This is a genomic window from Altererythrobacter sp. (assembly GCF_050299635.1).
Lineage (GTDB): Bacteria > Pseudomonadota > Alphaproteobacteria > Sphingomonadales > Sphingomonadaceae > Erythrobacter.
On the sequence record NZ_JBNKWF010000008.1, the window covers coordinates 112,021 to 134,495 of the forward strand.

22 protein-coding genes and 1 tRNA gene are annotated in these 22,475 nt (G+C 62.5%); 13 read left to right on the forward strand and 10 right to left on the reverse strand.

Annotated elements, in window-relative coordinates:
* The first annotated feature begins 148 nt into the window (after positions 1 to 148).
* The gene (locus tag ACQY6C_RS06280) at positions 149 to 700 is read left to right on the forward strand and encodes an HD domain-containing protein (RefSeq protein ID WP_427966376.1); all 552 of its coding nucleotides are present in this window, start codon (positions 149 to 151) and stop codon (positions 698 to 700) included.
* Positions 701 to 703: 3 nt separating this feature from the next.
* On the opposite strand, the gene ACQY6C_RS06285 is transcribed toward ACQY6C_RS06280, so the two are convergent.
* The 8 genes from ACQY6C_RS06285 to ACQY6C_RS06320 form a co-directional block, all read right to left on the reverse strand.
* Complete coding sequence (locus ACQY6C_RS06285; RefSeq protein WP_427966262.1) at positions 704 to 1,696, reverse strand: PDZ domain-containing protein; 993 nt, start codon at positions 1,694 to 1,696, stop codon at positions 704 to 706.
* A 4-nt stretch (positions 1,697 to 1,700) separates the two neighbouring features.
* Positions 1,701 to 2,390, reverse strand: a complete 690-nt coding sequence (locus ACQY6C_RS06290) for a DsbA family protein (RefSeq protein ID WP_427966265.1) — start codon at positions 2,388 to 2,390, stop codon at positions 1,701 to 1,703.
* Positions 2,391 to 2,410: 20 nt separating this feature from the next.
* Entirely contained in the window at positions 2,411 to 3,766 is a 1,356-nt protein-coding gene (locus tag ACQY6C_RS06295; protein ID WP_427966268.1) for a M48 family metalloprotease, read from the reverse strand.
* Between the two features lie 10 nt (positions 3,767 to 3,776).
* Entirely contained in the window at positions 3,777 to 4,691 is a 915-nt protein-coding gene (locus tag ACQY6C_RS06300) for an alpha/beta hydrolase (protein ID WP_427966271.1), read from the reverse strand.
* 165 nt (positions 4,692 to 4,856) lie between these two features.
* On the reverse strand, positions 4,857 to 6,764 hold the full coding sequence (locus ACQY6C_RS06305; RefSeq protein ID WP_427966274.1) for a PAS domain-containing protein: 1,908 nt from the start codon (positions 6,762 to 6,764) through the stop codon (positions 4,857 to 4,859).
* A gap of 147 nt (positions 6,765 to 6,911) precedes the next feature.
* Positions 6,912 to 7,646, reverse strand: a complete 735-nt coding sequence (locus tag ACQY6C_RS06310) for a sterol desaturase family protein (protein ID WP_427966277.1) — start codon at positions 7,644 to 7,646, stop codon at positions 6,912 to 6,914.
* 51 nt (positions 7,647 to 7,697) lie between these two features.
* Positions 7,698 to 8,210, reverse strand: a complete 513-nt coding sequence (locus tag ACQY6C_RS06315) for an MmcB family DNA repair protein (protein WP_427966280.1) — start codon at positions 8,208 to 8,210, stop codon at positions 7,698 to 7,700.
* A 39-nt stretch (positions 8,211 to 8,249) separates the two neighbouring features.
* Positions 8,250 to 8,654, reverse strand: coding sequence for a hypothetical protein (locus ACQY6C_RS06320; RefSeq protein ID WP_427966283.1), 405 nt, complete (start codon positions 8,652 to 8,654; stop codon positions 8,250 to 8,252).
* A gap of 177 nt (positions 8,655 to 8,831) precedes the next feature.
* Here ACQY6C_RS06320 and ACQY6C_RS06325 point away from each other — a divergent pair.
* Positions 8,832 to 8,908: transfer RNA gene (locus ACQY6C_RS06325), tRNA-Arg, on the forward strand.
* Between the two features lie 137 nt (positions 8,909 to 9,045).
* Here ACQY6C_RS06325 and ACQY6C_RS06330 read toward each other — a convergent pair.
* Complete coding sequence (locus ACQY6C_RS06330) at positions 9,046 to 10,242, reverse strand: M20 metallopeptidase family protein (RefSeq protein ID WP_427966285.1); 1,197 nt, start codon at positions 10,240 to 10,242, stop codon at positions 9,046 to 9,048.
* Positions 10,243 to 10,365: 123 nt separating this feature from the next.
* On the opposite strand from ACQY6C_RS06330, the gene ACQY6C_RS06335 reads away from it, so the two are divergent.
* Together ACQY6C_RS06335 and ACQY6C_RS06340 are read left to right on the forward strand one after the other, a co-directional pair.
* On the forward strand, positions 10,366 to 11,361 hold the full coding sequence (locus ACQY6C_RS06335; protein WP_427966288.1) for a diacylglycerol/lipid kinase family protein: 996 nt from the start codon (positions 10,366 to 10,368) through the stop codon (positions 11,359 to 11,361).
* Positions 11,358 to 12,257, forward strand: coding sequence for a hypothetical protein (locus ACQY6C_RS06340; RefSeq protein WP_427966379.1), 900 nt, complete (start codon positions 11,358 to 11,360; stop codon positions 12,255 to 12,257). Before ACQY6C_RS06335 ends, ACQY6C_RS06340 begins: the two co-directional genes overlap by 4 nt.
* 15 nt (positions 12,258 to 12,272) lie before the next feature.
* Here ACQY6C_RS06340 and ACQY6C_RS06345 read toward each other — a convergent pair whose 3' ends face one another.
* Positions 12,273 to 12,776, reverse strand: a complete 504-nt coding sequence (locus ACQY6C_RS06345) for a DUF2141 domain-containing protein (protein WP_427966290.1) — start codon at positions 12,774 to 12,776, stop codon at positions 12,273 to 12,275.
* A gap of 269 nt (positions 12,777 to 13,045) precedes the next feature.
* Between ACQY6C_RS06345 and rpe the strand changes: the two genes are divergently transcribed.
* From rpe to ACQY6C_RS06390, 9 genes are all read left to right on the forward strand, one after another.
* Entirely contained in the window at positions 13,046 to 13,708 is a 663-nt protein-coding gene (gene rpe / locus ACQY6C_RS06350) for a ribulose-phosphate 3-epimerase (RefSeq protein WP_427966293.1), read from the forward strand.
* Positions 13,708 to 15,597, forward strand: a complete 1,890-nt coding sequence (locus ACQY6C_RS06355; protein ID WP_427966296.1) for a heparinase II/III family protein — start codon at positions 13,708 to 13,710, stop codon at positions 15,595 to 15,597. Before rpe ends, ACQY6C_RS06355 begins: the two co-directional genes overlap by 1 nt.
* A gap of 8 nt (positions 15,598 to 15,605) precedes the next feature.
* Positions 15,606 to 17,195, forward strand: coding sequence for a bifunctional phosphoribosylaminoimidazolecarboxamide formyltransferase/IMP cyclohydrolase (purH, locus tag ACQY6C_RS06360; protein ID WP_427966299.1), 1,590 nt, complete (start codon positions 15,606 to 15,608; stop codon positions 17,193 to 17,195).
* 304 nt (positions 17,196 to 17,499) lie between these two features.
* Positions 17,500 to 17,655 (forward strand): hypothetical protein, encoded by a 156-nt coding sequence (locus ACQY6C_RS06365; protein WP_427966302.1) that lies wholly within the window; start codon positions 17,500 to 17,502, stop codon positions 17,653 to 17,655.
* A 104-nt stretch (positions 17,656 to 17,759) separates the two neighbouring features.
* Positions 17,760 to 18,335 carry a peptide-methionine (S)-S-oxide reductase MsrA gene (msrA, locus tag ACQY6C_RS06370; protein WP_427966305.1) on the forward strand — a complete coding sequence of 192 codons (576 nt, stop codon included), beginning with the start codon at positions 17,760 to 17,762 and terminating at the stop codon, positions 18,333 to 18,335.
* A 45-nt stretch (positions 18,336 to 18,380) separates the two neighbouring features.
* Positions 18,381 to 18,863 carry a Fur family transcriptional regulator gene (locus tag ACQY6C_RS06375; RefSeq protein ID WP_427966308.1) on the forward strand — a complete coding sequence of 161 codons (483 nt, stop codon included), beginning with the start codon at positions 18,381 to 18,383 and terminating at the stop codon, positions 18,861 to 18,863.
* Positions 18,864 to 18,939: 76 nt separating this feature from the next.
* Positions 18,940 to 20,874 carry a 1-deoxy-D-xylulose-5-phosphate synthase gene (gene dxs / locus ACQY6C_RS06380; RefSeq protein WP_427966311.1) on the forward strand — a complete coding sequence of 645 codons (1,935 nt, stop codon included), beginning with the start codon at positions 18,940 to 18,942 and terminating at the stop codon, positions 20,872 to 20,874.
* A 27-nt stretch (positions 20,875 to 20,901) separates the two neighbouring features.
* Positions 20,902 to 21,693, forward strand: a complete 792-nt coding sequence (locus ACQY6C_RS06385) for an alpha/beta hydrolase (protein WP_427966313.1) — start codon at positions 20,902 to 20,904, stop codon at positions 21,691 to 21,693.
* Complete coding sequence (locus ACQY6C_RS06390) at positions 21,680 to 22,471, forward strand: crotonase/enoyl-CoA hydratase family protein (RefSeq protein ID WP_427966316.1); 792 nt, start codon at positions 21,680 to 21,682, stop codon at positions 22,469 to 22,471. The genes ACQY6C_RS06385 and ACQY6C_RS06390 overlap by 14 nt, the downstream gene beginning before the upstream one ends.
* The last annotated feature ends 4 nt before the right edge of the window (positions 22,472 to 22,475 follow it).

Genomic DNA, 22,475 nt, shown 5'->3' on the forward strand with positions numbered 1-22,475 from the left:
GTTTCGCTTTAGCCCATTTGCAACCCGTTTGGCAGTTTGTTTTGGCGACTCCCGCCGTGTGCGCTACACTGCTGGTCGAGGAGAGGAGACAAAGATAGTGACTGCTGACACACTGGAAAAGGCCGCGCCGCGCGCCAGCTTCAAGGCGATGACCGAAGGGACGGCGGAAGACTGGGCGATCATCGCCAGGGAATTCGGCGCATTCGCCAGGAACCTGCCGGATCGCGTTCTCGAGCATCTGAAGCTGCTTGAAGGGGATTTCGGAGGCTTCCCGGTGTGCCGGCTGGAACATTCGCTGCAAACCGCGACCCGTGCGCATCGCGACGGGCGCGACGAGCAATATGTCGTGATGGCGCTGCTCCACGATATCGGCGATACGCTGGGCAGCTATAACCACCCGGAAGTAGCAGCCGCGATCATCAAGCCCTTCGTGTCGGAGGAACTTCACTGGATCTGCCAGCACCACGGCCATTTCCAGGGTTATTATTATTTCCACTATCTCGGCATGGACAAGGAATCGCGTGAGCAGTTCCGAGGCAATCCCTATTTCGATGCCTGCGCGGAGTTCTGCGAGAAATACGACCAGTCGGCGTTCGATCCGGATTACGACAGTGAGCCGCTCGAATTCTTCGAGCCGATGGTCCGGCGCGTAATGTCACGTCCGATCAATTCGATGTATGCGGCGGCGCTGGAGGACTGACGCTCAGCTACCGGTATCTGGTCCCGTCTCGCGGGTGAAATGCGCGCGCCAGTCGGCTGAGCCGTCCGGTTCGATAAACTGCTGCATTCCTTCCAACTCGGCTGCGATCGCTTCCGCACGCTCGTCCCACCCTTCATGGGTGCGCTTGCGGAAGATCCCTCCCGAATGATCGGGGCCCCAGCGCTCCATGAAGCGGAGCGATGCTTGCGGATCGTATCCGGCATTGGCCAATAGCCACGGCATCAGCCGGTCCGCTTCGCGCTCGGTCAAGCGAACGCTCGACTGTTTGCGGCCATGCGTATCGAGCCACGCGCGGTGGCGCAGCAAATTGTGCGCCAGCTCATGTGCGATCGCCGCCGCCAGCTCGTCTTCGGCATAGGCGAAGGCGGGAAATGCCGCCCCGAAGCGGACGCGCGTGCCATCGGCCAGAGCGCGCTTGCCCCTGGTCGCCAGCTCGAAGCGCGAGGAACAGACTTGGATTCCCGCGACGGAATGAGTTTGCTCTGCTCCACCCGGCTTGCGCCATTTCAGAGTGATCTTGCCGTCCTGGCGATGACTTGCAGCGATATCCTTCTCGATATCGGCCAGCCTTGCCCACGGACGTTTTGGATCGAGCGGTGCTTCGTCAAGTTCAACGCCATCGACGGACAAGACCGTATCGTTGACCGCCAGGCCTCCCTCCTCGGCAGGTGAGGCAGGCGCAACGGCCTGTACGCCGAAGTCGCCAGAGAGCCCCAGCGCAGCGCGGACAAGGGCAGGTTCGCCATAGCTCGCTACATCCTGCAACAGCAGGCCGCTGGAATATTCGGTGTCGTCGCAATAGCGGGCATTGGCCCTTGCGAGCCGCCACCCGATCGCGAAGAGGCGGGCCTCCCTCGACTGAAAGGCCTTGAGTTCGCGGGAAAATTTAACAGATTCGGGTGCAGATGGCTCAGCTGCTGCGGGACTCGCCGTGCCCGTCAGAAGCGCCAGGCCGATCAACGCGCCGCGCAACATCGGATCAGCTTTCGTCCGGATCCAGTGCCGCCTTGAGCGCAGCAAAACCAACAGCCCCTTCGAACGCCTGGGTGCTCGTTACCCAGCTTGGCGTGCCGCTGAAGCCGAGCTGCTGGGCCAGAGCATGATTGCGTGCCAACTCAAGCTCGACCTCTTGCGATGCGCCGTCAGCCCGCGCCTGATCCAGGTCGAGCCCCGCGTCGATCGCTGCCCGCTTGATCGTTTCCGGTGTAGCGCGTCCGGCAGCGAACATTGCATCATGGAATGCGGCGTATTTGCCTTGCTTGGCTGCAGCCAGCGCCATACGCGAAGCAAGGTCGCTGCCCTGGAAGATCGGCCACTCGCGCACCACGACTTTCACTTCCGGGTCGGATTCGATCAGTTGCTGCACATCGGACATGCTCTGCCTGCAATAAGGACAGTTGTAATCGGTGAATTCGACCAGCACCTTGGAACCATCTGGGTTACCCAGAATGGCTCCGGGGAAGGCTTTCGTCACCTCACCGGAAACCCCAGCCAACCGTTCCCGCGTCTGCTCTTCCTGATAGGCTTCGGCCATCTGCTGCAGGAGTTTCGGATTTTCCAGCAGGTAGGTCTTCGTCCGGGCATCCGCCAGGCCCGTCCACGACCAGATCGCGGCACCGAGAAAGCCGAATACCAGCGCGAGCGCTGCGCCAAGCAGGTTGGATTTCATCGTCATTCCCCGTTTGAAAGTCAGTTTCTGTCGCGCATCTGTTCAAGCTCGGCGCGCGCTTGCAAGGATATGTCCTGCGCCCGGATCCAGTCGGGAGTGCCTTCGGGCAGGCCGGCTTCGGCAGCCTGAGCGCTGCGCAGAGCCTCGGCATAGCTGCCGTTCATGACCTGCTGTTCGGCACTTGCCAGGCGCGCTCGCGGCATATCCCCGCGAGCGGCATAGACCACGCCAAGCTGATACCAGGCGAAGGGATTGAGCCTGTCGCGCGCCACCGCCGCACGCAGGACGCGCTCCGCCTCCGGATAGTTTGCCTCATCCTCGGTCGCGATCAACGCGTGACCGAACATCGAAGCGATCAAGGGCTGGTTCGTGGTCAGCTCCGTTGCGCGGCGCAGCGGCGCCAGTGCTTCCCTGGGCTTGCCGGATTCAAGCAGGACCTGACCCTTGAGCTCGAGGAAATAGGGATCGTCGGGCCTTTCCGCGAGCAAGGAGTCAGCTTCGCCCAGCGCCTTGTCGATAAGTGCGTTCTTGTGAAACGCATAGGCGCGGGCATATCGCGCGGGAATGCTGGTGTCGCCTTCGGGATAGGCGTTGAGCGTTCGTTCGGGCGTTGCGACATAACCGAACAGCTTGGCCTTCACGCGCAGGAAGCGGCGCTGCAGCTCGGGATCGCCGGGCGTGTTCCATGCCGGGTCCCGTTCATAGACTTCGCGCAGCCTGGCGATGCGGTCTCCCGAAAGCGGGTGGGTCCGCGTAAACCCGGCTTCATCGTCCTGGCTGTAGCCGTAACGAAACTCCTGGTTGCGCAGCTTGCCGAAGAAGCTGAGCGATCCGCGTCCCGAAATGCCGGCCTTGGAAAGAAAACTCGCACCGGCTGCGTCGGCGGACGATTCCTGCACCCGGCTGAATGCGAGGAACTTGCCCATTGCGGCTCGCTGCCCTGCCATTAGGACGCCCATCGCTGCATCGCCTCCGCCGGCAAGAGCGGCGCCGATTCCCAGCAGCATCGACAGCAGGCTCACCTTCGTCGCGGCGCTCGCTCCTTCTCCGTAACGGATAACGTGACCGCCGGTGATATGTCCCAATTCGTGCGCGATCACGCCCTGCACTTCGTCGGCGTTATCTGCCGCATCGATCAACCCGCTGTGGATATAGACCGCCTGGCCGCCGGCGACGAAAGCGTTGATCGAGGGATCGTTGATGAGCACGACGTCGACATTGTCCGGCTCGAGGCCTGCCGCTTCAACCAGTGGGGCGGCCATGTCGTGGAACAGGGCCTCAGTCTCCGCATCGCGCAAGATCGATTGCGCCGCGGCGGGCTCCGTACTCAGCGCAAGGGCGAGCAGGACGGCAAGGCACTGGCTTAGGAGGCGCATATGGGGAATCCTAGCGGGTTTCGGCCTGAACGGGAACTGAAGCTTTGCGACCCAGCACAAAATCGGCGATCCGCTCGTCAATACTGCGCCTCCTGCGCCAGGGAGCCGCAAGTGAGACCAGCGGATCGTAGTGATCCATTTCGGGGTGGAACTGCGAAATCGCGGCGGCCCCCGCTTCTGCCATACGACGTTCAAGAGCACGGCTGTTGCGCGGCTTTACCAGCACGTCCTTCTCTCCGTGGATCAGCAAGAGCGGCGGTGCGTCCGCGCGCGCGTGGTTTACCGGCTGGGTCGTTTCAGGCTGCTCGGCATGGCCGAACGCGGCTTTGCTCGCATCCGTGTCGAAGGGATGAAAATCATATGGTCCGGCCAGGCCGACAGCTCCCTTTATCGCGCCTGGGGGCAACCCCTCGCGCGCCAGCCATTGCTGGTCCAGTGCCAGCATGACCGCATTGTATGCTCCCGCTGAATGCCCCATCAGGTGAATGCGATCGGGATCGCCGCCGTGTCGCGCGATATTGCCATGCACCCAGCGGATCGCCGCGGCCCCGTCTTCCAGCATGGCCGGAAAGCGACCTTCCTCGCCCAACCGGTAGCCGACATTCACCACCGTCAGGCCGCGCGCCGTAAAGGCCCTGCCCACAAAGTCGTAGTAGCGCGGATCGCCGCTACGCCAGCTTCCGCCATGAAAGAAGATCAGGACTGGCTGCGGATCATCGGCACTCATGCCAGTGGCGCGGTGGATGTAGAGACGCTGTGCCTGATGCTCGCCATAGCGAGTTTCGATGGCGGGTGCGGTTCCGCCGCCGCCTGCAAGCCGGTCGATCCCGTCGAGCACTGCCGCACCGTTTCGCGCGATCGCCAGTTTCAGGACGAGTGCTGCCAGAACAAGCATCGCGACGATTGCAGCCAGCGCCCAAACCATGCTTCGATACCTCTTGCTCAAGTCTGCGCCATCACTCTCATTGCGAAGGTGGGGCGAGACGCCTGGTTGCGCAATGGGTTTGGCGGAAGCGAATGGGCAGGCGAAACGGAAAGGGCCGGGGTTTCCCCCAGCCCTTTGCGATCATTGGTTGCAACCCCGCGGTAGCTATTTGACCAAAATGCGGCCAACGCGTTCGATCAGCGGGATGTCGTCGTCGATTTCGCCAAGCACGACGATTTCGCCATCCTCGGTCCGGCGGACCATGACCAGCGAGAATTCCGCACCCTCGGTGTCGAGCTCGTCCAGGCCGATAGCGTCGATCTTGCGCAGTTTCTTGGCTAGAGCCGAGCGCACCGCATCGGTCGGCTCGACCGTCTTGCCGCTCTCTTCCTTGCGCAACCGGCGTTCGGCCTGGACTACGCCCTTGAGCCCCCCCTCAGCCTCGCTCAGGAAATCGGAAAGCTTGCCGCGTTCGATACCGACACGGTGCGCATGGCTCAGCACGGCGGCATATTCGGTCAGGCGCGTCTTGTCGTAGTCTGCACCGAAGACGAGCTTGACGACCGGCGTCATCGGCGCGCGTTCCTGCGCGGCCAGACCGTTCTCCTCGATCAGTTCTTCATATTCTTCCGGTGCTTCTTCGGCGGCGAGAGAGAAGTCGTAGGCGCGGCCAACTGCTGCATAGAGTGCGCTGCGGCTGCGGTCCTCGCTCGTACGGGCGGCAAGCGCCAACTCACGGGCAGAGGCGAGGCAATCGTAAAGTCCGGCACCTTCCGGCAGCTCTTTTGCAAGCGCCGTCAGCGGCGGGACATTGGGAACCATCGGTTCGGGCGTGACCGGTGCTGCGGAGACCGGCTCGACCGCTTCGGGTTCGGGATCATGCTCCGGCTCGTCGAAGGCAGGTTCGGGCGCAGCCGGTACTGAAGAATCGTTCTCTGCCGCTTCAGGCACGGAAACGTCCGGCGTTGCGGGAACATGCGGCTGGTATGCCGGTTCGTTCGCGTAATCTTCCTCGGCCGGGATCGGGTTTTCGGGCTCGTAAGCCACGGGAATATCGTGCTGCGAAGGCGTTTCGTCCAGGTCACCCTGGCTGGTTCCGAAGCTCTCCGGTTCATAATGGACCTGGGCTTCCATGCCTTCCAGATCGAGCGCAGGCGCTTTCTTGACCGGTGCCTTGATGTGGTCGGTCAGCGAGGCGAAGTCGTAATTGGCTTCTTCCTCTTCCTCGTCCTCATAATCGTCATCCAGCGAGTAATCGCCAAATGCCGGTTGGGGCAGCTCCTCGTCGCTGCCGATGATGTCGTCATCGGAAAGGTCGAGCTCCGAAAGATCGAGCGGAGAGACATTGCCCTGATCGCCGAAGCCGGAGGCCAGTTCAGGCATCACATTGTCAGATTCGTCTTCACCAACGGGGCCGTCCGCCCAATCGGTTACCGGATCGGATTCGCGCCGGTCTTCGTCGGCATTCTGTTCGTCCTGTTCGAGAGCCTGGTCGATTTCGAGCAACAGCTCGTCTGCGGCCACCGCATCGGCCATCTCTTTCCAGTTGATGACGCCATAGATGAAATCAATCGTTTCATCGTCGCTCGAATAGGGCAGCAGGATACCGCGATAGAGCACGGTGTTGCCGCGCTGATTGACGAATTCCGCTTCGAAGCCGATCGGCGCCTGGTTGGCGAGGATCTGCATATAGTGGTCGGTGATGCGGCTCAGCAGCGAACGCGGCGGGACGTCCGAAAGCTTGCGGATTTCGTCCTCGGTGCCGCATTCCTTGGCCAGCTCCTTGCCAAGGAACTGGACTGCCGGATCGTCAATACCGACCGAAAAGTCGAGCAATACGCTGTATGGGCCGAAGTCCTCGATATTCTCGGGATTGAGCTCCTCGATCGAAGGATAGTTGCGATCGTCGAGCATGCCGGCCCAGAAATTATAGGCCCGCACCTGCATGCGCCGTTCGTCCTGGCCAATCGCGGCCGGGGGGACATCACGGACGCTCTCGTCTTCGGTGACGTCATAGTCGCGCGAATCATCCGTTACATCGGAAGAATCGAAATTGCCGCGAAGCGTGTCCATGGCCCTGTTTGCCCCTTGCGTAATGAACTTATCGGGGGTTCTGGCGCACCATGGTAAACATACTGTTAAGTCATCCGCAAAAGTCGAAAAATGTCTGTCGCGGCGCATTGACGTCACGCATGCGGCGATTGGGGCGAAGCTGCCGGATTATTGCGTGTTTTGGAGTGCAAACCGTGTCGAGAGGCCGCGATCGGTGCCGCACAGCCTGTCCCAGAAGCGGAAATAGAGGCCGTAATTGCAGCGGTAGGTTTCGTGATGCTTCTCATGGTGGCTCGCAGTGATCAGCCAGCCCCCCAGCCGGGAATGGACCAGCGAGCGGGGAAACATCTCCCATCCCATATGATTGGTGACGCCCATCACGGTCATGATTGCCAGCACCAGGCCCAGAATGCCCAGGTGAACCGGAACCAGGAACACCAGCAGCGGAATTGCAACCGCACCTGTCACTGCTTCGAGCGGATGAAAGCTCATCGCCGTCCAGGCGGTGGGCGGGCGGCTGTCATGGTGCACGCCATGTGCCAGCCGGAACAGGCGCGGGACGTGCATCAGCCGATGGGTCCAATAGAACCAGGTGTCATGCGCAAACAGATAGATCGCCAGCGAAAGGGGAAGATACCAGACCGGAAACTCGCCCGGATCCGTATATATCTGCGTCCAGCCTTTCTCCTGCCAGCCCCACAGGATGATCCCGGCGGGGAGGCCATAGATCGTGGCCGACAGGAGCGACCAACCGATTTCCGCTCTGATCTGTTTGCCCAATCCGGCATAGAGCCCGGGGCGTAGCCGCGACGTCAGCAAGGCGAACAGCCCGCTTGACACCAGATAGCGCAATGCGACGATCGCGATCATGGCCAATGCGGTTTGGAGCATGGCGGGCAGCATGAAAGTACTTATGCCGCAATCGCCGGTCGCGCGACAGTGGCGCCTTCGGTCCTATTCGCCCGGAAACATTGCCGCAGTGCGCGGATCGATCAGACCGGCATGTCGGCGCAGCGCCGCCCGCGCGAGCCGCTCCATTTCCGTTTTTCGCCGAGCCGCATTGAGGGGTCTGAGCGGAGCAGGTCGCAGGATCTCCGCATCATAGCCATCCGCCACCACCAGTCCGCAGCAATCGGGGCGATAAGCCTCGGTCTCCAGCGGGCTGCGATCGAGATGCGGGGGAAGCCCCCAATAGAAGCGATCACAGAATTCGAGATAGTCGGGCCATTTGCCGTCGCCCAACAGGTCGGAGCGGGCAACCTTGATCTCGACGATCACGATCTGGCCCTTGGCGTCGACGCCCATCAGGTCAGCCCGGCGGCCATTTCTCAGAGGCATTTCGGGAAGGCACCAGATGTCGTTGCGCGCAAACAAGCGCCCGATTCCGCGCGCGACCGCTGCGGCGTCAACCGTTCCCGGCTCTGCCTGGAGGAGAGAATCACCCGGCGTCGTAATGCTGTCTGCCATTGCGGCAGGTTGGAACAGAGTGGGAACGCCGTCAAGTGTTCAGGCGGCAGGCCAGGCTTCCTCGGCCAACGAGCAAAGCTGTAACAGCGCCTTGCGCGCGTTGTAATATTCGCGCCACAGCGCCAGAGCGGGTGCAGTGGTATCCTGCCCGCGGGCCTCGATCGCCTTGAGCGCGGCCAGCCCCGGTTGCAGCATCGCTTCAATATCGTCCAGCAATTCGATGGAACGCGCGAGGCGAGCCTGGCTTGCGGCGGCCATGCGCGCAGGAAACCCTGCCAGATCGGGGCTCATTTCCTCAGGCGCGAGCGCCGCCATTCGCGTGATCGATTGGGCGGTTTCGTGCAGCGCGATCCATTTGCCTGCCAGCGTTTCAAGCGATGTCCCAGCATCGCTGCCTGCCTCGAGGGCAGAGCGAAACTGATCGGGATTCTCGATTGCCGACATGATGGTTACTCAATAGCCGGCCAGAGATTGCCAAATTGCTAAGCCGTGCACCCGTCTTCATGGCGGATCGCGGTTAACCGGCAAACGGTGCGCCTGCTCGGCCTGCAAGCTTGCATTTTAAGGTGGCCCCGCGGCGGGCGCTTTGCTAAGCGCCCTCGGCCCGCGAAAGTGGGCCACGCACCCGTAGCTCAGCTGGATAGAGCGCTGCCCTCCGAAGGCAGAGGTCACAGGTTCGAATCCTGTCGGGTGCGCCAAGGGGGAAGTCTTCGAGAGAGGGCTTCCCCCTTGGCTTATCATGACGATGGGAAACTCGTTCGGAGTCGAGGCACAGCCGAGACGAACGAGCGCCTCAGGCGCGAGGACAATCCTGTCGGGTGCGCCGAAGGCTGGCCTAGCTCCAGCCCTCGTTCAAGAACTTGAGCGCGCAACCGGCCAGCATGGCGGTGCCGCGCGGCAGTGCGTTCTCGTCGACAAGCATGCGCGGCGAGTGGATCGCACAGCATTGCCTCCAATCCTCGCCCTCCTTCGCTACGCCAAGGAAAAACATGGCGCCGGGCACTTTCTCCAGCACGTAGGAAAAGTCCTCCGCGCCCATGATCGGGTCGGCAAGATCGCGCCAGCCTTCGGCTCCGCCAATTTCCTGCGCCACCGACTTGCCAAGCGCGACCGCCCGTTCATCGCAGATGGTCACGGGGAAACCCTCCTCGATTTCGCAACTGGCTTCCACGCCATGCGCTGCCGCGGTCAGAGAGGCGCATTCGGCGATCAGTGCGTGGACCTTTTCGCGATGCTCCGGCGATAGCGTGCGCATGGTGCCGCCAAGGGTTACGTCGTCGGGGATGACATTGTGCGCAGTGCCCGCATGGATTTGCGTCACGGTCACGACCACGGCGCTGGCTGCATTGAACCGCCGGGTCACCATGGCCTGGATCGCGCTCACAATTGCCGCTGCCGCCGGAACAGGATCGCTGCAATCATGCGGCATGGAGGCATGGCCGCCCTGACCCTTGACGGTGATGGTGAACTGGTCGGCTGCAGCGAGCAGTGGCCCGGCCCGTCCGCCAATCACGCCGAAGGGCGCGTTAGGCATGATATGGAGAGCAAAGGCGGCATCGGCCTGCGGTTCGAGCAGCCCATCATCGATCATGTGCCGGGCACCGTGATAGCCTTCCTCGCCGGGCTGGAACATGAAGTCGACCGTGCCCGAAATTTCCGCCTGCCTGGCGCAAAGCAGCCGCGCCGCACCTGCCAGCATGGCGGTGTGCGTGTCATGCCCGCAGGCGTGCATCCTACCGGGAACGGTCGAGGCGAAATCCAGCCCGGTCTTCTCGTCCATCGGCAAGGCGTCCATGTCGCCGCGCAACAACACCCTTCGTCCCGGCGTCGTTCCTTCAAGCGTCGCGATCGCCCCGGTGCATGATGGCCCCTCGCGCCAGGTCAGCGGCAAGTCGGCCAGCGCCGCGCGGACCTTGGCCAGCGTCTTGGGGGTTTCGAGCCCCAGTTCCGGTTCGGCGTGAATGGACCGGCGCAGTGTTACGATTTCTTGCGACAGGCCGCGGGCGGATTCGAGCAGGTCTTGAGTGAGCATGGCGGCGTTCTAGCGCGAAATGGACCGCTCCGCATGTCCAAACTGCCCTTTCGGGAGGCGCGCGGGAACGGGTCGATAAAAAACCTAGTGAAGCGGCATGGTTTACGGGTAAAGGCGCTGCCCATGCCCGGCCCGCAACATCAGCCTGCGCCAGGAAGCGCCCCTTCGCTTGCCAGTGCGCCGCCGAAGGTGGGCGTGATCTACAATCCGCGCAGCCACCGCAACAAAGGGCAGGATCTGGCAAGCGATCCCGCGCCGCATGTCTTTGTCGCTCAGCCGGGACATCTCGACCAGCTTCCCGACGCCCTCGAGCGTTTCAGGCAGCGAGAGATTGAACTGCTTGTCATCAATGGCGGCGACGGCACGGTGCGCGATGCGCTGACCGCCGGGGCCGGTGTTTTCGGCGACAATTGGCCGGCAGTCGCAGTTTTGCCCAAGGGCAAGACCAATGCGCTGACGGTCGATCTTGATGCACCAACCGATTGGTCGCTTCAGGACGCGATCGATGCCTATACCGGCGGGCGCCGCATCTTGCGCCGCCCCTTGCGGATCACGCCGCAAGGAGATCGTGATTCTGCGCTCCTCGGTTTCATCCTGGGTGCGGGCGCATTCACTCTGGGTATCCAGAAAGGGCAGGATGCACACCGGCTCGGGGCGTTCAACAGCCTGGCCGTGGGTGTCACGACCCTGTGGGGCCTTCTCTCGGCCATTCTCGGCAGCCGCGCCAATCCGTGGAGGAAGGGGGCGGAAATGGACATCCGCCTGGGTCCGGAACGCAACGCGGCAGCGCATAGCGGCCTTGGCGATCCGCGCTTTCGCCAATTGCTGCTGGCCTCGACGCTCGAACGGTTTCCCGCAGGAATCAGGCCCTTCGGCAATGCGAAAGGCGAAGTGAGGCTGGCATTGCTCGACCAGGCAACGCGGCGGACGCTGCTGCGATTGCCGCTCGTCCTGTCCGGGCGGCTGATGGACAACATGGCCGAACGCGGATTGCATCAACTTGGCATTCCGAGTTTCGAGATGAAGCTGGGCGATCAATTCATTCTCGACGGCGAAGCCTTCCCTGCAGGCGACTATCTGGTCGAACCGGGCCCTGCGATCGAATTCGTCGCGCCCTGATGCAAGCGCTCGCTGACAGGATCGACCGCCAGCTTTCCGCAGAGGTCCAGCCACCTGTGACCCAGTTTGCCGCGCGGCTCGCGGACGAAAGCGGGGCATCGGCGGTGCTGTTCTACGGTTCGAACCTTCGCACCGGCTCGCTTGAAGGCGTGCTCGACTACTATGTCCTGCTGCCAGGAGAGCAGCGTGAACGGATCTGGCCGCGTGTGAGCTATCGCGAGTGGGAGCATGCGGGTGAAGTGCTGCGCGCTAAGATAGCAACTATGGCGATGGGCACCTTCGCTGAGGCGGCGCGAGGCGAATTGCTCGATACGACGATCTGGGCGCGCTTCGTGCAGCCGAGCGCGCTGGTGTGGAGCCGCGACGAGCATGCGCGGGCGGCGGCGGTGTCTGCCATTAGCGGCGCGGCGCAGTGTGCCGCCCGATTGGCGGTCGCGCTCGGCCCGCCGCGCGGGACCGCGGAAGAGTACTGGCGCGCGCTATTCCGCGCGACCTACCAGGCCGAATTCCGGGTCGAGAAACCCGGACGCGAGGATTCCATCCTGCAAGTCAACGCGGTGCATTTTGACGGGCTCTTGCCGCTGGCGCTTGATGCGCAAGGCATCGCTTACGCCAACGAGGCTGGGCAAATCGCTCCGCAGATGGCGGAGGTTGAGCGAAAGCGCGTTCTTGCATGGTGGAAACGGCGGCGGCGCATGGGCAAGCCGCTCAATATCCTGCGTCTAGTCAAGGCCAGCACGACATTCGACGGTGCAGCGCGCTATGCCGCGTGGAAGATCGAGCGCCACACAGGGGTTCCGGTGGAAGTGACACCGTGGCGCGAGAAGCACCCGGTGCTGGCGGCGCCGGGCGTGCTGTTCTCGCTCTGGCGCGAAAGGCGCAAGCGCGACGCCTGACGGGCCGGGCCAGTCCTACCAGTATTTCATGTTGATCGAGATCGACTGAACCCCGCCGTTCACAGTGAAGGCGGTTTTCCTGTAGCTCGGCTTCCCGAGATTGAAGATGTTGATCGACGGGTTGTTCGACATCCCGCCGCCATCTTCGCGCAGATCGGTCTTGCCATTGCCATTGGTGTCGTGGCGCACGGCAATGCCATAGGTGCCGCTGGCAGGGAGCGGCATGCAGATCGTCATCGTTCCGGCGTGCGCCGGGGCTTCGATACGATTGATCCACTTGCCCTTTTCCAGCCAGTCGTCTGCGGTGCCGCGATAGCTCTGTACGCGTATCTTGCCGCTGGAATTCTTCACGCCATTGATCGTTACCCGCACGGCAGGCCCTGCGCCCGGTGCGCATTTGCTCATGTCATGAGCAATCTTGTTCCGGTACAACCCCTGCCCGGATACCGGTGCGGCAAGCGCCATCGCAGCGCCCGAAAGCGCGGCAAGGGTCCATCCGAGGGTGTTGATCGGTTTCATGTGCGTTCAAATATCGGTGAGACAAGCAGACAGTTCAATCCCGCATGGCGGGCACGCTCACTCTATGGCTTCAAACTGCTGAATTGCGGCTGAATTGGGTAAGCTGCCGCGGTTAATCGAACTGCAAGCCCCCGCAATTGTGGAAAGCTGCGCTTCAGGCGCCCTTCCTCTGGGGAAAAGGGCTGTGGCGCGCTTGTAGCCGCGACTCGTGAATCCTAGTGCGATGACTAAGCGCGTCTAACCCGGGACGGGCACTGGCCCATCGAATCATGCCGCAACCGCTGATTTCTCCTTCGATCCTTTCCGCCGATTTCGCCCGGCTGGGCGAAGAGGTGCGCGCAATCGACGAAGCCGGGGCTGACTGGATCCATGTCGATGTGATGGACGGGCACTATGTGCCCAACATCACCATCGGACCGATGGTGGTGAAAGCGCTGCGGCCACACAGCGCCAAGACCTTCGACGTTCATCTGATGATCTCGCCGGTCGATCCTTACCTGGAGGAATTCGCCGAAGCGGGCGCCGACATCATCACCATCCACCCAGAGGCCGGGCCGCATGCGCACCGCACGGTGCAGGCGATCAAGGCGCTGGGCAAGAAGGCGGGCGTCTCGCTCAATCCGTCGACGCCGATAGAGGTGCTCGATTACCTGATCGGCGATGTGGATCTGGTGCTGGTGATGAGCGTCAATCCCGGTTTCGGCGGGCAGAGCTTCATCCATTCGCAGCTCGACAAGATTCGCAAGATTCGCGCGATGATCGACGCAAGCGGGCGCGATATTCATCTCGAAGTCGATGGCGGGGTCAATGCCGAAACGGCCAGGCTCTGCGTCGAAGCAGGGGCCGATGTGCTGGTGGCCGGATCCGCCACCTTCAAGGGCGGGCCGGATTGCTATGCCGCCAATATCGCGGCGCTCAAGGGAGCGGGTTGATGGACGCTCTGCTCTCCCACGATGAGGATGGGCGGCACGCTCTGGATGATCCTGCAGTTGGCGAGAGCGGCGGCAAGGCGATTCCTCTCGCGCGCAAGGACAGTCAGCCGGTTTCCGAATCCTCGGCGCGAATGGAGAACGATCCGCGCGACACGCAGCCGCTCGGTCCAGCGCGCGCGCTTGTCCTTAGCGATTTCGTCCCCCCATCTGTCGGCGCAGGCGAACGGCTGATCCGTCTCGCCTACAGGCTGGGCATTCCCGGCTCCACGCTGGCGGCTCCCTTCCGCAAGCCAGCCAGGCCGCGCTTGCTGGCGACTGTCGAGAGCCCCGTTCCCGGCGACCGGGCCGCCGGCGTGGCACTTCGCGCGGGTCACTTCCTGATTCACGGAGCCAAGGTTCCGATCGCGCAGGTCGAATTCGCTTCATCCTCGCGTCTGGCTCCGCCGTTCGAGCGGGTCATCCATGGCTTTTCCTGGTTGCGCGATCTCGCCGCTTCGGCCCCGCGCGAGCAATGCGCCGCGACCGCCGAGCGGGTCTGTGCTGCCTGGCTCGACGACAACCCCAAGCCGGGCAAGGGCGCCGCCTGGCACATCGAATATGCCGGAAGCCGGCTCATGGCATGGTTGGTCAATGCGCCGCTCGTCCTCTCCGGCGTCGATGCCACGGTGCGCAAGCGGATGCTCAAGGCAATTGAGGAGACTGCCCGCTGGCTCGACCGCAAGGTTTCGCGGGCGGAGGATCAACTCGGCGCGGTCGAAGGCTGGGCTGCGATCACTGCCGCTGGTCTCCTCATGCCCGATGGCAAGCCCAGGCGGCTTTATGGCGAGGCGGGGCTGGTCAAGGCGCTGGGTGAACTGGTTGCAGAGGATGGCGGGGTGTTGTCGCGCAGCCCGTTGGCGCAGATGGATGCGATCGCGCTGCTGGTCGATCTCAAGGCTTGCTATCAGGCGGTCGAACGCGATTTCCCCGATGCGCTGCAGATCATGCTCGAACTGCTCGTTCCGCCGCTGCTCGCGCTGCGGCATGGCGATGGCGGGCTGGGCAGCTGGCAAGGCGGGGCGGCCACAAGTGCTGACCGGGTTTCCGCTCTGATCGAAGCGAGCGGCGTGCGCACTCGTCCGCTGAAGGAAATCCGCCATTGGGGCTATCAGCGGCTGGCGGGCGGCAAGACCGTGGTGCTGCTCGACGCGGCCCCGCCGCCCAAACCGCGCCTCGCGCGCTGGGGCTGTGCATCGACGCTGGGCATGGAAATGTCCGAGGGGGCGCATCGCCTGATCGTCAATTGCGGTGGCGCGGCACTGGCGGGCGGGCAAGTACCTGCGCGGATCGAGCAAGGCCTGCGCGCGACGGCGGCGCATTCCACGCTTGTGCTCGACAATGCCAATTCAACAGCCGTGCTGATCAATGGCGCGCTGGGCAAAGGCGTGGAGCAGGTCGAGGTCGAGCGGCGGATCATGCGGCAGAAGGGCGAAGACGCGACCCGCATTGAGGCCAGCCATGACGGCTATTCCGCTCGTTACGGCCTGACCCACCGCCGCATATTGATGCTGCGCGGCGATGGCGAGGAATTGCGCGGCGAGGATATCCTCCTGCCCAAGGCGCAGAAGGGCAAGCGCGGCAAGATCGACTTTGCGATCCGTTTCCATCTCGGCCCCTCGGTCGAGGCGAAACTGGCCGAAGACAAGCGCGGCGCCAGCCTGCTCCTGCCGAGCGGCAGTTTGTGGCAATTCCGCATGGGTGCGGATGACAATGGCGCATCGGTTGCGCTAGAGGAAAGCCTGTGGGTCGACGGCGAAGGCCGTCCGCACCCGATCCAGCAACTGGTGATCCAGGGAATGACATCGCGCAGCGGGGGGCAATTCTCCTGGCTGTTCAAGAAAATGGGGTAAAATCCGACGTGACGGATGTGACTATCAAGCGGGCACTGCTTTCGGTGTCCGACAAAAGCGGTTTGGTGGAACTGGGTCAGGCGCTCAGCGCACGCGGAGTCGAACTGGTCTCCACCGGCGGCACCGCCAAGGCGCTACGCGAAGCGGGCCTGGAGGTGCGCGACATCTCAGATCTCACCGGTTTTCCCGAGATGATGGACGGCCGGGTCAAGACGCTCCACCCCAAGGTCCACGGCGGATTGCTGGCGGTTCGTGACGATCCGGCACATGTCGCAGCGATGGAAGAACATGCGATCGGCGCGATCGATCTGGTGGTGGTCAACCTCTATCCCTTCGAAGCGACAGTGATGCGCGGCGCCGACCGGCCCGAGATCATCGAGAATATAGACATTGGCGGGCCCAGCATGGTTCGCTCGTCGGCAAAGAATCACCAATATGTCACTATTTTGACCGATCCATCGGATTACGCGACGCTGCTCGGCGAGTTGGAGCAGCGCGACGGTTCGACCAGCCTCGACTTCCGCAAGGCAATGGCGGCCAAGGCATTTGCCGCAACCGCGGCCTATGACTCCATGATCAGCCAGTGGTTCGCCTTCGCAGATCAGGGCCAGCTGTTCCCCGATATGCTGGCGGTGAACGGCAAAGCGCCGACCGTGCTGCGTTATGGCGAGAACCCGCATCAGCAGGCTGCGCTTTACACGCCCGTCGGCCCCCATGGTTCGGGCATTGCGCAGGCCGAGCAGCTTCAGGGCAAGGAGCTGAGCTACAACAATTACAACGATGCCGATGCCGCACTGGAGCTCTGCGCCGAGTTCAAGCAAGGCGATCCGGCGGTGGTAATCGTCAAGCACGCCAACCCTTGCGGTGTGGCGCAGGGTGGCAGCATGATCGAAGCCTGGGATGCGGCGCTCGCCTGCGACAGCGTTTCAGCATTCGGCGGGATCGTCGCGGTCAATCAGGAGCTTGACGGAGTAACGGCGGAAGCCATCGCGAAAATTTTCACGGAAGTGGTAATCGCGCCTTCCGTGTCGGACGAAGCGCGCGAAGTTTTTGCCGCCAAGAAGAACCTGCGGCTGCTGACTGTCGGCGAACTGCCCGATCCGCGTCGTGGCGGCCTGTCCATCAAGCCGATCACCGGAGGTCTGCTGGTCCAGACACGGGACAATGACGCAATTTCGGCGGACGATCTCAAAGTCGTGACTGAACGCGCGCCCACGGAGCAGGAGCTTACGGACTGTCTTTTTGCATGGACCGTAGCGCGGCATGTGAAGTCCAACGCGATCGTCTATGCCAAGGATGGTGCCACCGCCGGGATCGGCGCGGGCCAGATGAACCGGCGCGATTCCTCGCGCATCGCCGCGATGAAAGCGGCAGAGGCGGCGGAGAAATACGGTTGGGACGCGCCGCGTACCGTGGGTAGCGCGGTTGCCTCCGACGCCTTTTTCCCCTTTGCCGACGGTCTGCTGGCGGCAGCGGAAGCAGGCGCGACGGCGGTGATCCAGCCCGGCGGTTCGATCCGCGATGACGAAGTGATCGAAGCGGCAAACAAGGCCGGCTTGGCGATGGTCTATACCGGGATGCGCCACTTCCGGCACTAGGACCATTCGACATCCGGCCCTGATGGCCTGCGAATGGCGGTGTTCCGTGCTTCCGGTGCTCACGACCAGGAAGGTTGCTGCGCGCCGGGTCACGCAAATCCACCATTCTCGTCACATCATCATCCGAATGTCGAATGGCCCTACGCCGCGCGGAGTTTGTCTAAGCACTTCAGGTTTGACGCAGCTGTAACTTCGGAACCCTTCTGCGCGAATGTCATTTAGGAAACGCGGCGTTCACCGAATGGAAAGCGGTTTGCGCTATAGACAACGCCAGACCAGACGAATCGAATCATGAGTGACCACAATGGGCCTGTTCAAAGCCGATCTCTATCGCAATTTCGCCATCGGATTCGCCGTTGGCACATTGCTCGTCGGCGCGATGACAGCTCAGGATTGGAATGCGGATCTGGCCGCACCCGCTTACGCCGCGACCGGCGAAGCACAGACCGTTTCGGAATAATCCGTACCGCCATTCTCGCTGCAACTGCCGGACTCGCCCTGGCGAGCTGTTCGCCGACCCTGGCGGCCAGCGAGAAGGTCGTCGAAGCTCCTGCCGCCAAACGCATGGCCAGCGAAGACAAGGGCCTCAAGGTCGCGGTTTTCGCTGGCGGGTGCTTCTGGGGCGTTGAGGGTGTCTTCAGTCACGTTAAAGGCGTGAAAGGTGCCGTTTCCGGATATCATGGCGGCAAGGCCGCCACTGCGACCTACAGCCTTACGAGTTCAGGGATGACCGGCCATGCAGAGGCTGTCCGCGTGGTCTATGATCCCAGTGTCGTGCGGTATGATGAATTGCTGCGCATCTTCTTCTCGGTGGTTGCAGATCCGACGCTCAAGAACCGGCAGGGCCCCGATGTCGGCACGCAATATCGTGCCGCACTGGTGCCGATGAATGCCGAACAGCGCGCTGTTGCTGCGGCCTATCTCAAGCAGATGCGGGCTTCGGGGAAATGGGGCAAACCGATCGTCACCCGGATTGAACCCTATCGCAAGTTCTACAAGGCGGAGAGCTATCACCAGGACTTCATGGCCCGCAATCCGCGCCATGGATATATTGTCTATTGGGACAAGCCCAAGGTCGAAGCGCTCCAGCGGCTCTACCCGCAATATTACCGGGCCAGCTTCCTGCGCGACCAAAAATAGCGCGGCGAAGTAGCGTTTACGCGACAAGGGGCCTATATTCGCCCGATGGCTCAGGTGAACGCAATCAAGACCAAGCATTCGCATCACGAACATTCGGGCACCAGGCTCGTCAACGCGGCGCGCGATGCACTGACCAAGGCGGGCGAACAATGGACCGGGATGCGCGAAAGCGTTTTCGCAGAACTCGCGCGGCATGACCGGCCCGTGTCGGCCTATGACATTGCAGACAATCTTTCGGCGGCACGCGGCAAGCGGGTAGCGCCAAACAGCGTCTATCGCATTCTCGACCTGTTCGTGGCCAACAACCTCGCCATGCGGGTCGAAAGCGCCAATGCCTTCCTCGCCAACAGCCATCCCGGCTGCCAGCACGACTGCATATTCCTGGTCTGCGACGAATGCGGCGAAGCGACCCATGTCGATGATGACGAAATTTCGCGCAAGGTTCGCGCCATCGCGCTGGAACGGGGTTTCAAGCCCGAACGTCCGGTGATCGAGATTCGAGGCCTGTGCAAGGCATGTGCCGGATGATTCCTGCGCCAAGCTGTGCATTTCCATCGACAAGCCGTTCATCGACAGTTTCATTTTTCGCGTGTAGGGCTCTGACATGACCTCCCCACCATCCACGCCGTTGCTGGACAAGGTTTCGACCCCGGAAGACCTGCGCACCCTCGAAAAGAGCGAGCTGCGGCAGCTTTCCGACGAGTTGCGCAATGAAGTGATCGATGCGGTGGGGACGACCGGCGGGCATCTCGGTTCCGGACTGGGCGTGGTCGAGCTGACCGTCGCGATCCATTATGTCTTCAACACGCCGCAAGACCGGCTGGTGTGGGACGTTGGCCATCAGTGCTATCCACACAAGATCATTACCGGCAGGCGTGACCGCATCCGGACCTTGCGGCAGGGCGGCGGCCTGTCCGGCTTCACCAAGCGCACCGAGAGCGAATATGATCCCTTCGGTGCGGCACATAGCTCGACCTCGATCTCGGCGGCGCTCGGCTTTGCTGTCGCCAACAAGATCAAGGGCGAGCCAGGGCGCGGCATTGCCGTGATCGGCGATGGCGCGATGAGCGCGGGCATGGCCTATGAGGCGATGAACAATGCCGAGCAGGCGGGCAACCGGCTGGTCGTGATCCTCAATGACAACGACATGTCGATCGCGCCGCCCGTGGGCGGGCTGTCAGGCTACCTCGCGCGGCTGGTATCGAGCGGCAAGTTTCTGGGGCTGCGTGAACTGGCACGGCGATTTGCCCGCAAACTGCCCGAACCGCTGCACAAGGCGGCGCGCAAGACTGACGAGTTCGCGCGCGGCATGGCGATGGGCGGCACCTTGTTCGAGGAGCTGGGATTCTATTATGTCGGCCCGATCGACGGGCACGATCTGGAAGCGCTGATCCCGGTGCTGGAGAATGTGCGCGACGCGGCCGAGGGTCCGATCCTGGTCCATGTCGTGACGCAGAAGGGCAAGGGCTATGCCCCGGCCGAGAACAGCGCGGACAAATATCACGGCGTCGCCAAGTTCGACGTAATCACTGGCGAGCAGAAGAAGAGCCCGGGCGGCCCGCCTGCGTACCAGAACGTGTTTGGCGATACGCTGGCGAAGCTGGCCGAGAGCGACAGCCGCATCTGCGCTATCACGGCCGCCATGCCATCGGGCACTGGCGTCGACCGCTTTGCCAAGGCGCATCCGGATCGCAGCTTCGACGTCGGAATTGCCGAACAGCATGGTGTGACTTTTGCCGCTGGACTTGCGGCGCAGGGCATGCGGCCCTTCGCTGCGATATATTCCACCTTCCTCCAGCGCGCCTATGACCAGGTGGTGCATGACGTCGCGATCCAGAACCTGCCGGTGCGCTTCGCCATCGACCGCGCGGGGCTTGTCGGCGCTGACGGCAGCACCCATGCCGGCAGCTTCGATGTGACTTACCTCGCCACGCTGCCCAATATGGTCGTGATGGCAGCCGCGGACGAAGCGGAACTCGTCCATATGACCTACACCGCCGCCGAATATGACGACGGGCCGATCGCCTTTCGCTATCCGCGCGGCGCGGGCGTGGGTGTTCCTCTGCCCGAAGTTCCGCAGAAGCTGGAGATCGGCAAGGGCCGCGTGGTCCGCGAAGGCACGAAGGTCGCCGTAATGTCACTCGGCGCGCGGCTGGCAGAAGCGCTCAAGGCCGCCGACCAGCTGGAAGCCAAAGGGCTTTCGACCACGGTAGCGGATATGCGCTTCGCCAAGCCGCTCGACACCGAACTGATTGCAAGGCTGATGCGCAGCCACGATGTGATCGTGACGGTGGAGGAAGGCGCAGTGGGCGGGCTCGGCGCGCATGTGCTGACATATGCCAGCGATGAAGGCTTGACCGATGCGGGGCTGAAGATTCGCACCTTGCGCCTGCCCGACATGTTCCAGGACCAGGATGCGCCGGAGACGCAGTATGAGGCAGCGGGCCTCAACGCATCGGGGATCGTCGATACCGTGCTGAAGGCGCTGCGGCACAATTCCGCCGGAGAAGGCCAGCGCGTGGAAGAGGCGCGGGCTTAGACACCTACAATGTGGAGTGTGAAACGGGTGGTCCTGTCGATTCTCGGTACTGCCATCCTTGCATATGCGACGGTCGTGCTGGCGATCGCACTCTCGCAGCGCCAGTTCATCTATCCTGCGCCCAAGGGACCTGGGGAATATCCGCCGGGATTTGAGGAAGTCAACTACCGGACTGTCGACGGCCTCGACCTCAAGGGAGGATACAAATCAGCCACTGATGGAAATCCAACCATTGTCTATTTTCATGGGAATGGAGCGGATTGGCAGTCTTCGGTCGTCGCTACCCACCGACTTAGGCCACACGGGTATGGTGTGTTCGCGGTTGAATATCGTGGCTATCGCGGCAATCCTGGCAAGCCAAATGAAGTGGGGCTCTATCGCGACGGTAGGGCGGCATTGGCGTGGCTCGAGGCCCGTGGTGTGCAGCCTGAAGAACTGGTCCTTATTGGGAACTCGATTGGGAGCGGTGTTGCCACACAATTGGCGACCGAGGTCAGGCCGCGCGCGCTGGTATTGATCTCTCCGTTCGCGAGTCTGACTCAGGTTGCGAGCGAGAAATTGTGGTGGTTGCCGGTCGGCCCGTTGCTGCGCGACAGATTTGACAACCAATCCAAGATTGCATCGATTGCTGCGCCGGTGTTGATCCTGCACGGTGATGCCGACGCACTCATACCCGATAGCCACTCGCGGATATTGGCCAAGACAAAGCCGGGCGCAAAATTGGTCATCTTCCCGGAAATCGGTCATGAACTCGCATGGGACGACGCGGCAGAGCGGACCGTGCTGGCATTTCTGGAGGATCTCGATGCTCAGGAGTGAAACCACAGGTCACATCACCACGCTGACGCTCAATCGGCCTGAGACGATGAACCCGCTCGGCGCGAAGGGCGATGGCGATGCCTTTGCCGCGGCCTGCGATGCGATCAACGCAGATATCGGCGTGCGCTGCGTCATCCTCACCGGTGCGGGGCGGGCCTTCAGCGCGGGTGGTGATATCAAGGCGATGAAGCAGCGCGGCGGCAGTTTCGGCGGCAATGCGCCGGAAATCTCGGACGGCTATCGCGACAACATCCACAAGGTCCTGCGTGCGCTCTATGGCCTGCGCGTGCCGCTGATCGCGGCGGTCAACGGCCCCGCGATCGGGCTGGGCTGCGACCTCGCCTGTCTCGCCGATATCCGCATCGCTTCAGACAAGGCGAAATTCGGCGTCACCTTCCTCAAGCTCGGCCTCATCCCCGGCGATGGCGGGACCTGGATCCTGCCGAAGATCATCGGCGAAGCGCGCGCGGCGGAGCTGTTCTACACTGGCGATGTGATCGATCCGGCAACCGCGCTGGATTGGGGGCTGGTCAGCCGCGTGGTGGCGGAAGATGCGCTGATGGACGAAGCGCGCTCGCTCGCTTCCAAGGTCGCCGCCATGCCGCCGCACGCGCTGCGCCATGCCAAGAACCTGATGCGTCAGGGGCGCTCGATCAGCTATGATTCCGCACTGGAGATGGCCGCCAACGCGCAGGCGCTGATGCATCTGACCGAAGACCATATGGAAGGCGTGGACGCGCTGCTCGAAAGGCGCGCACCTGACTTCAAGGGAAGCTAGGATC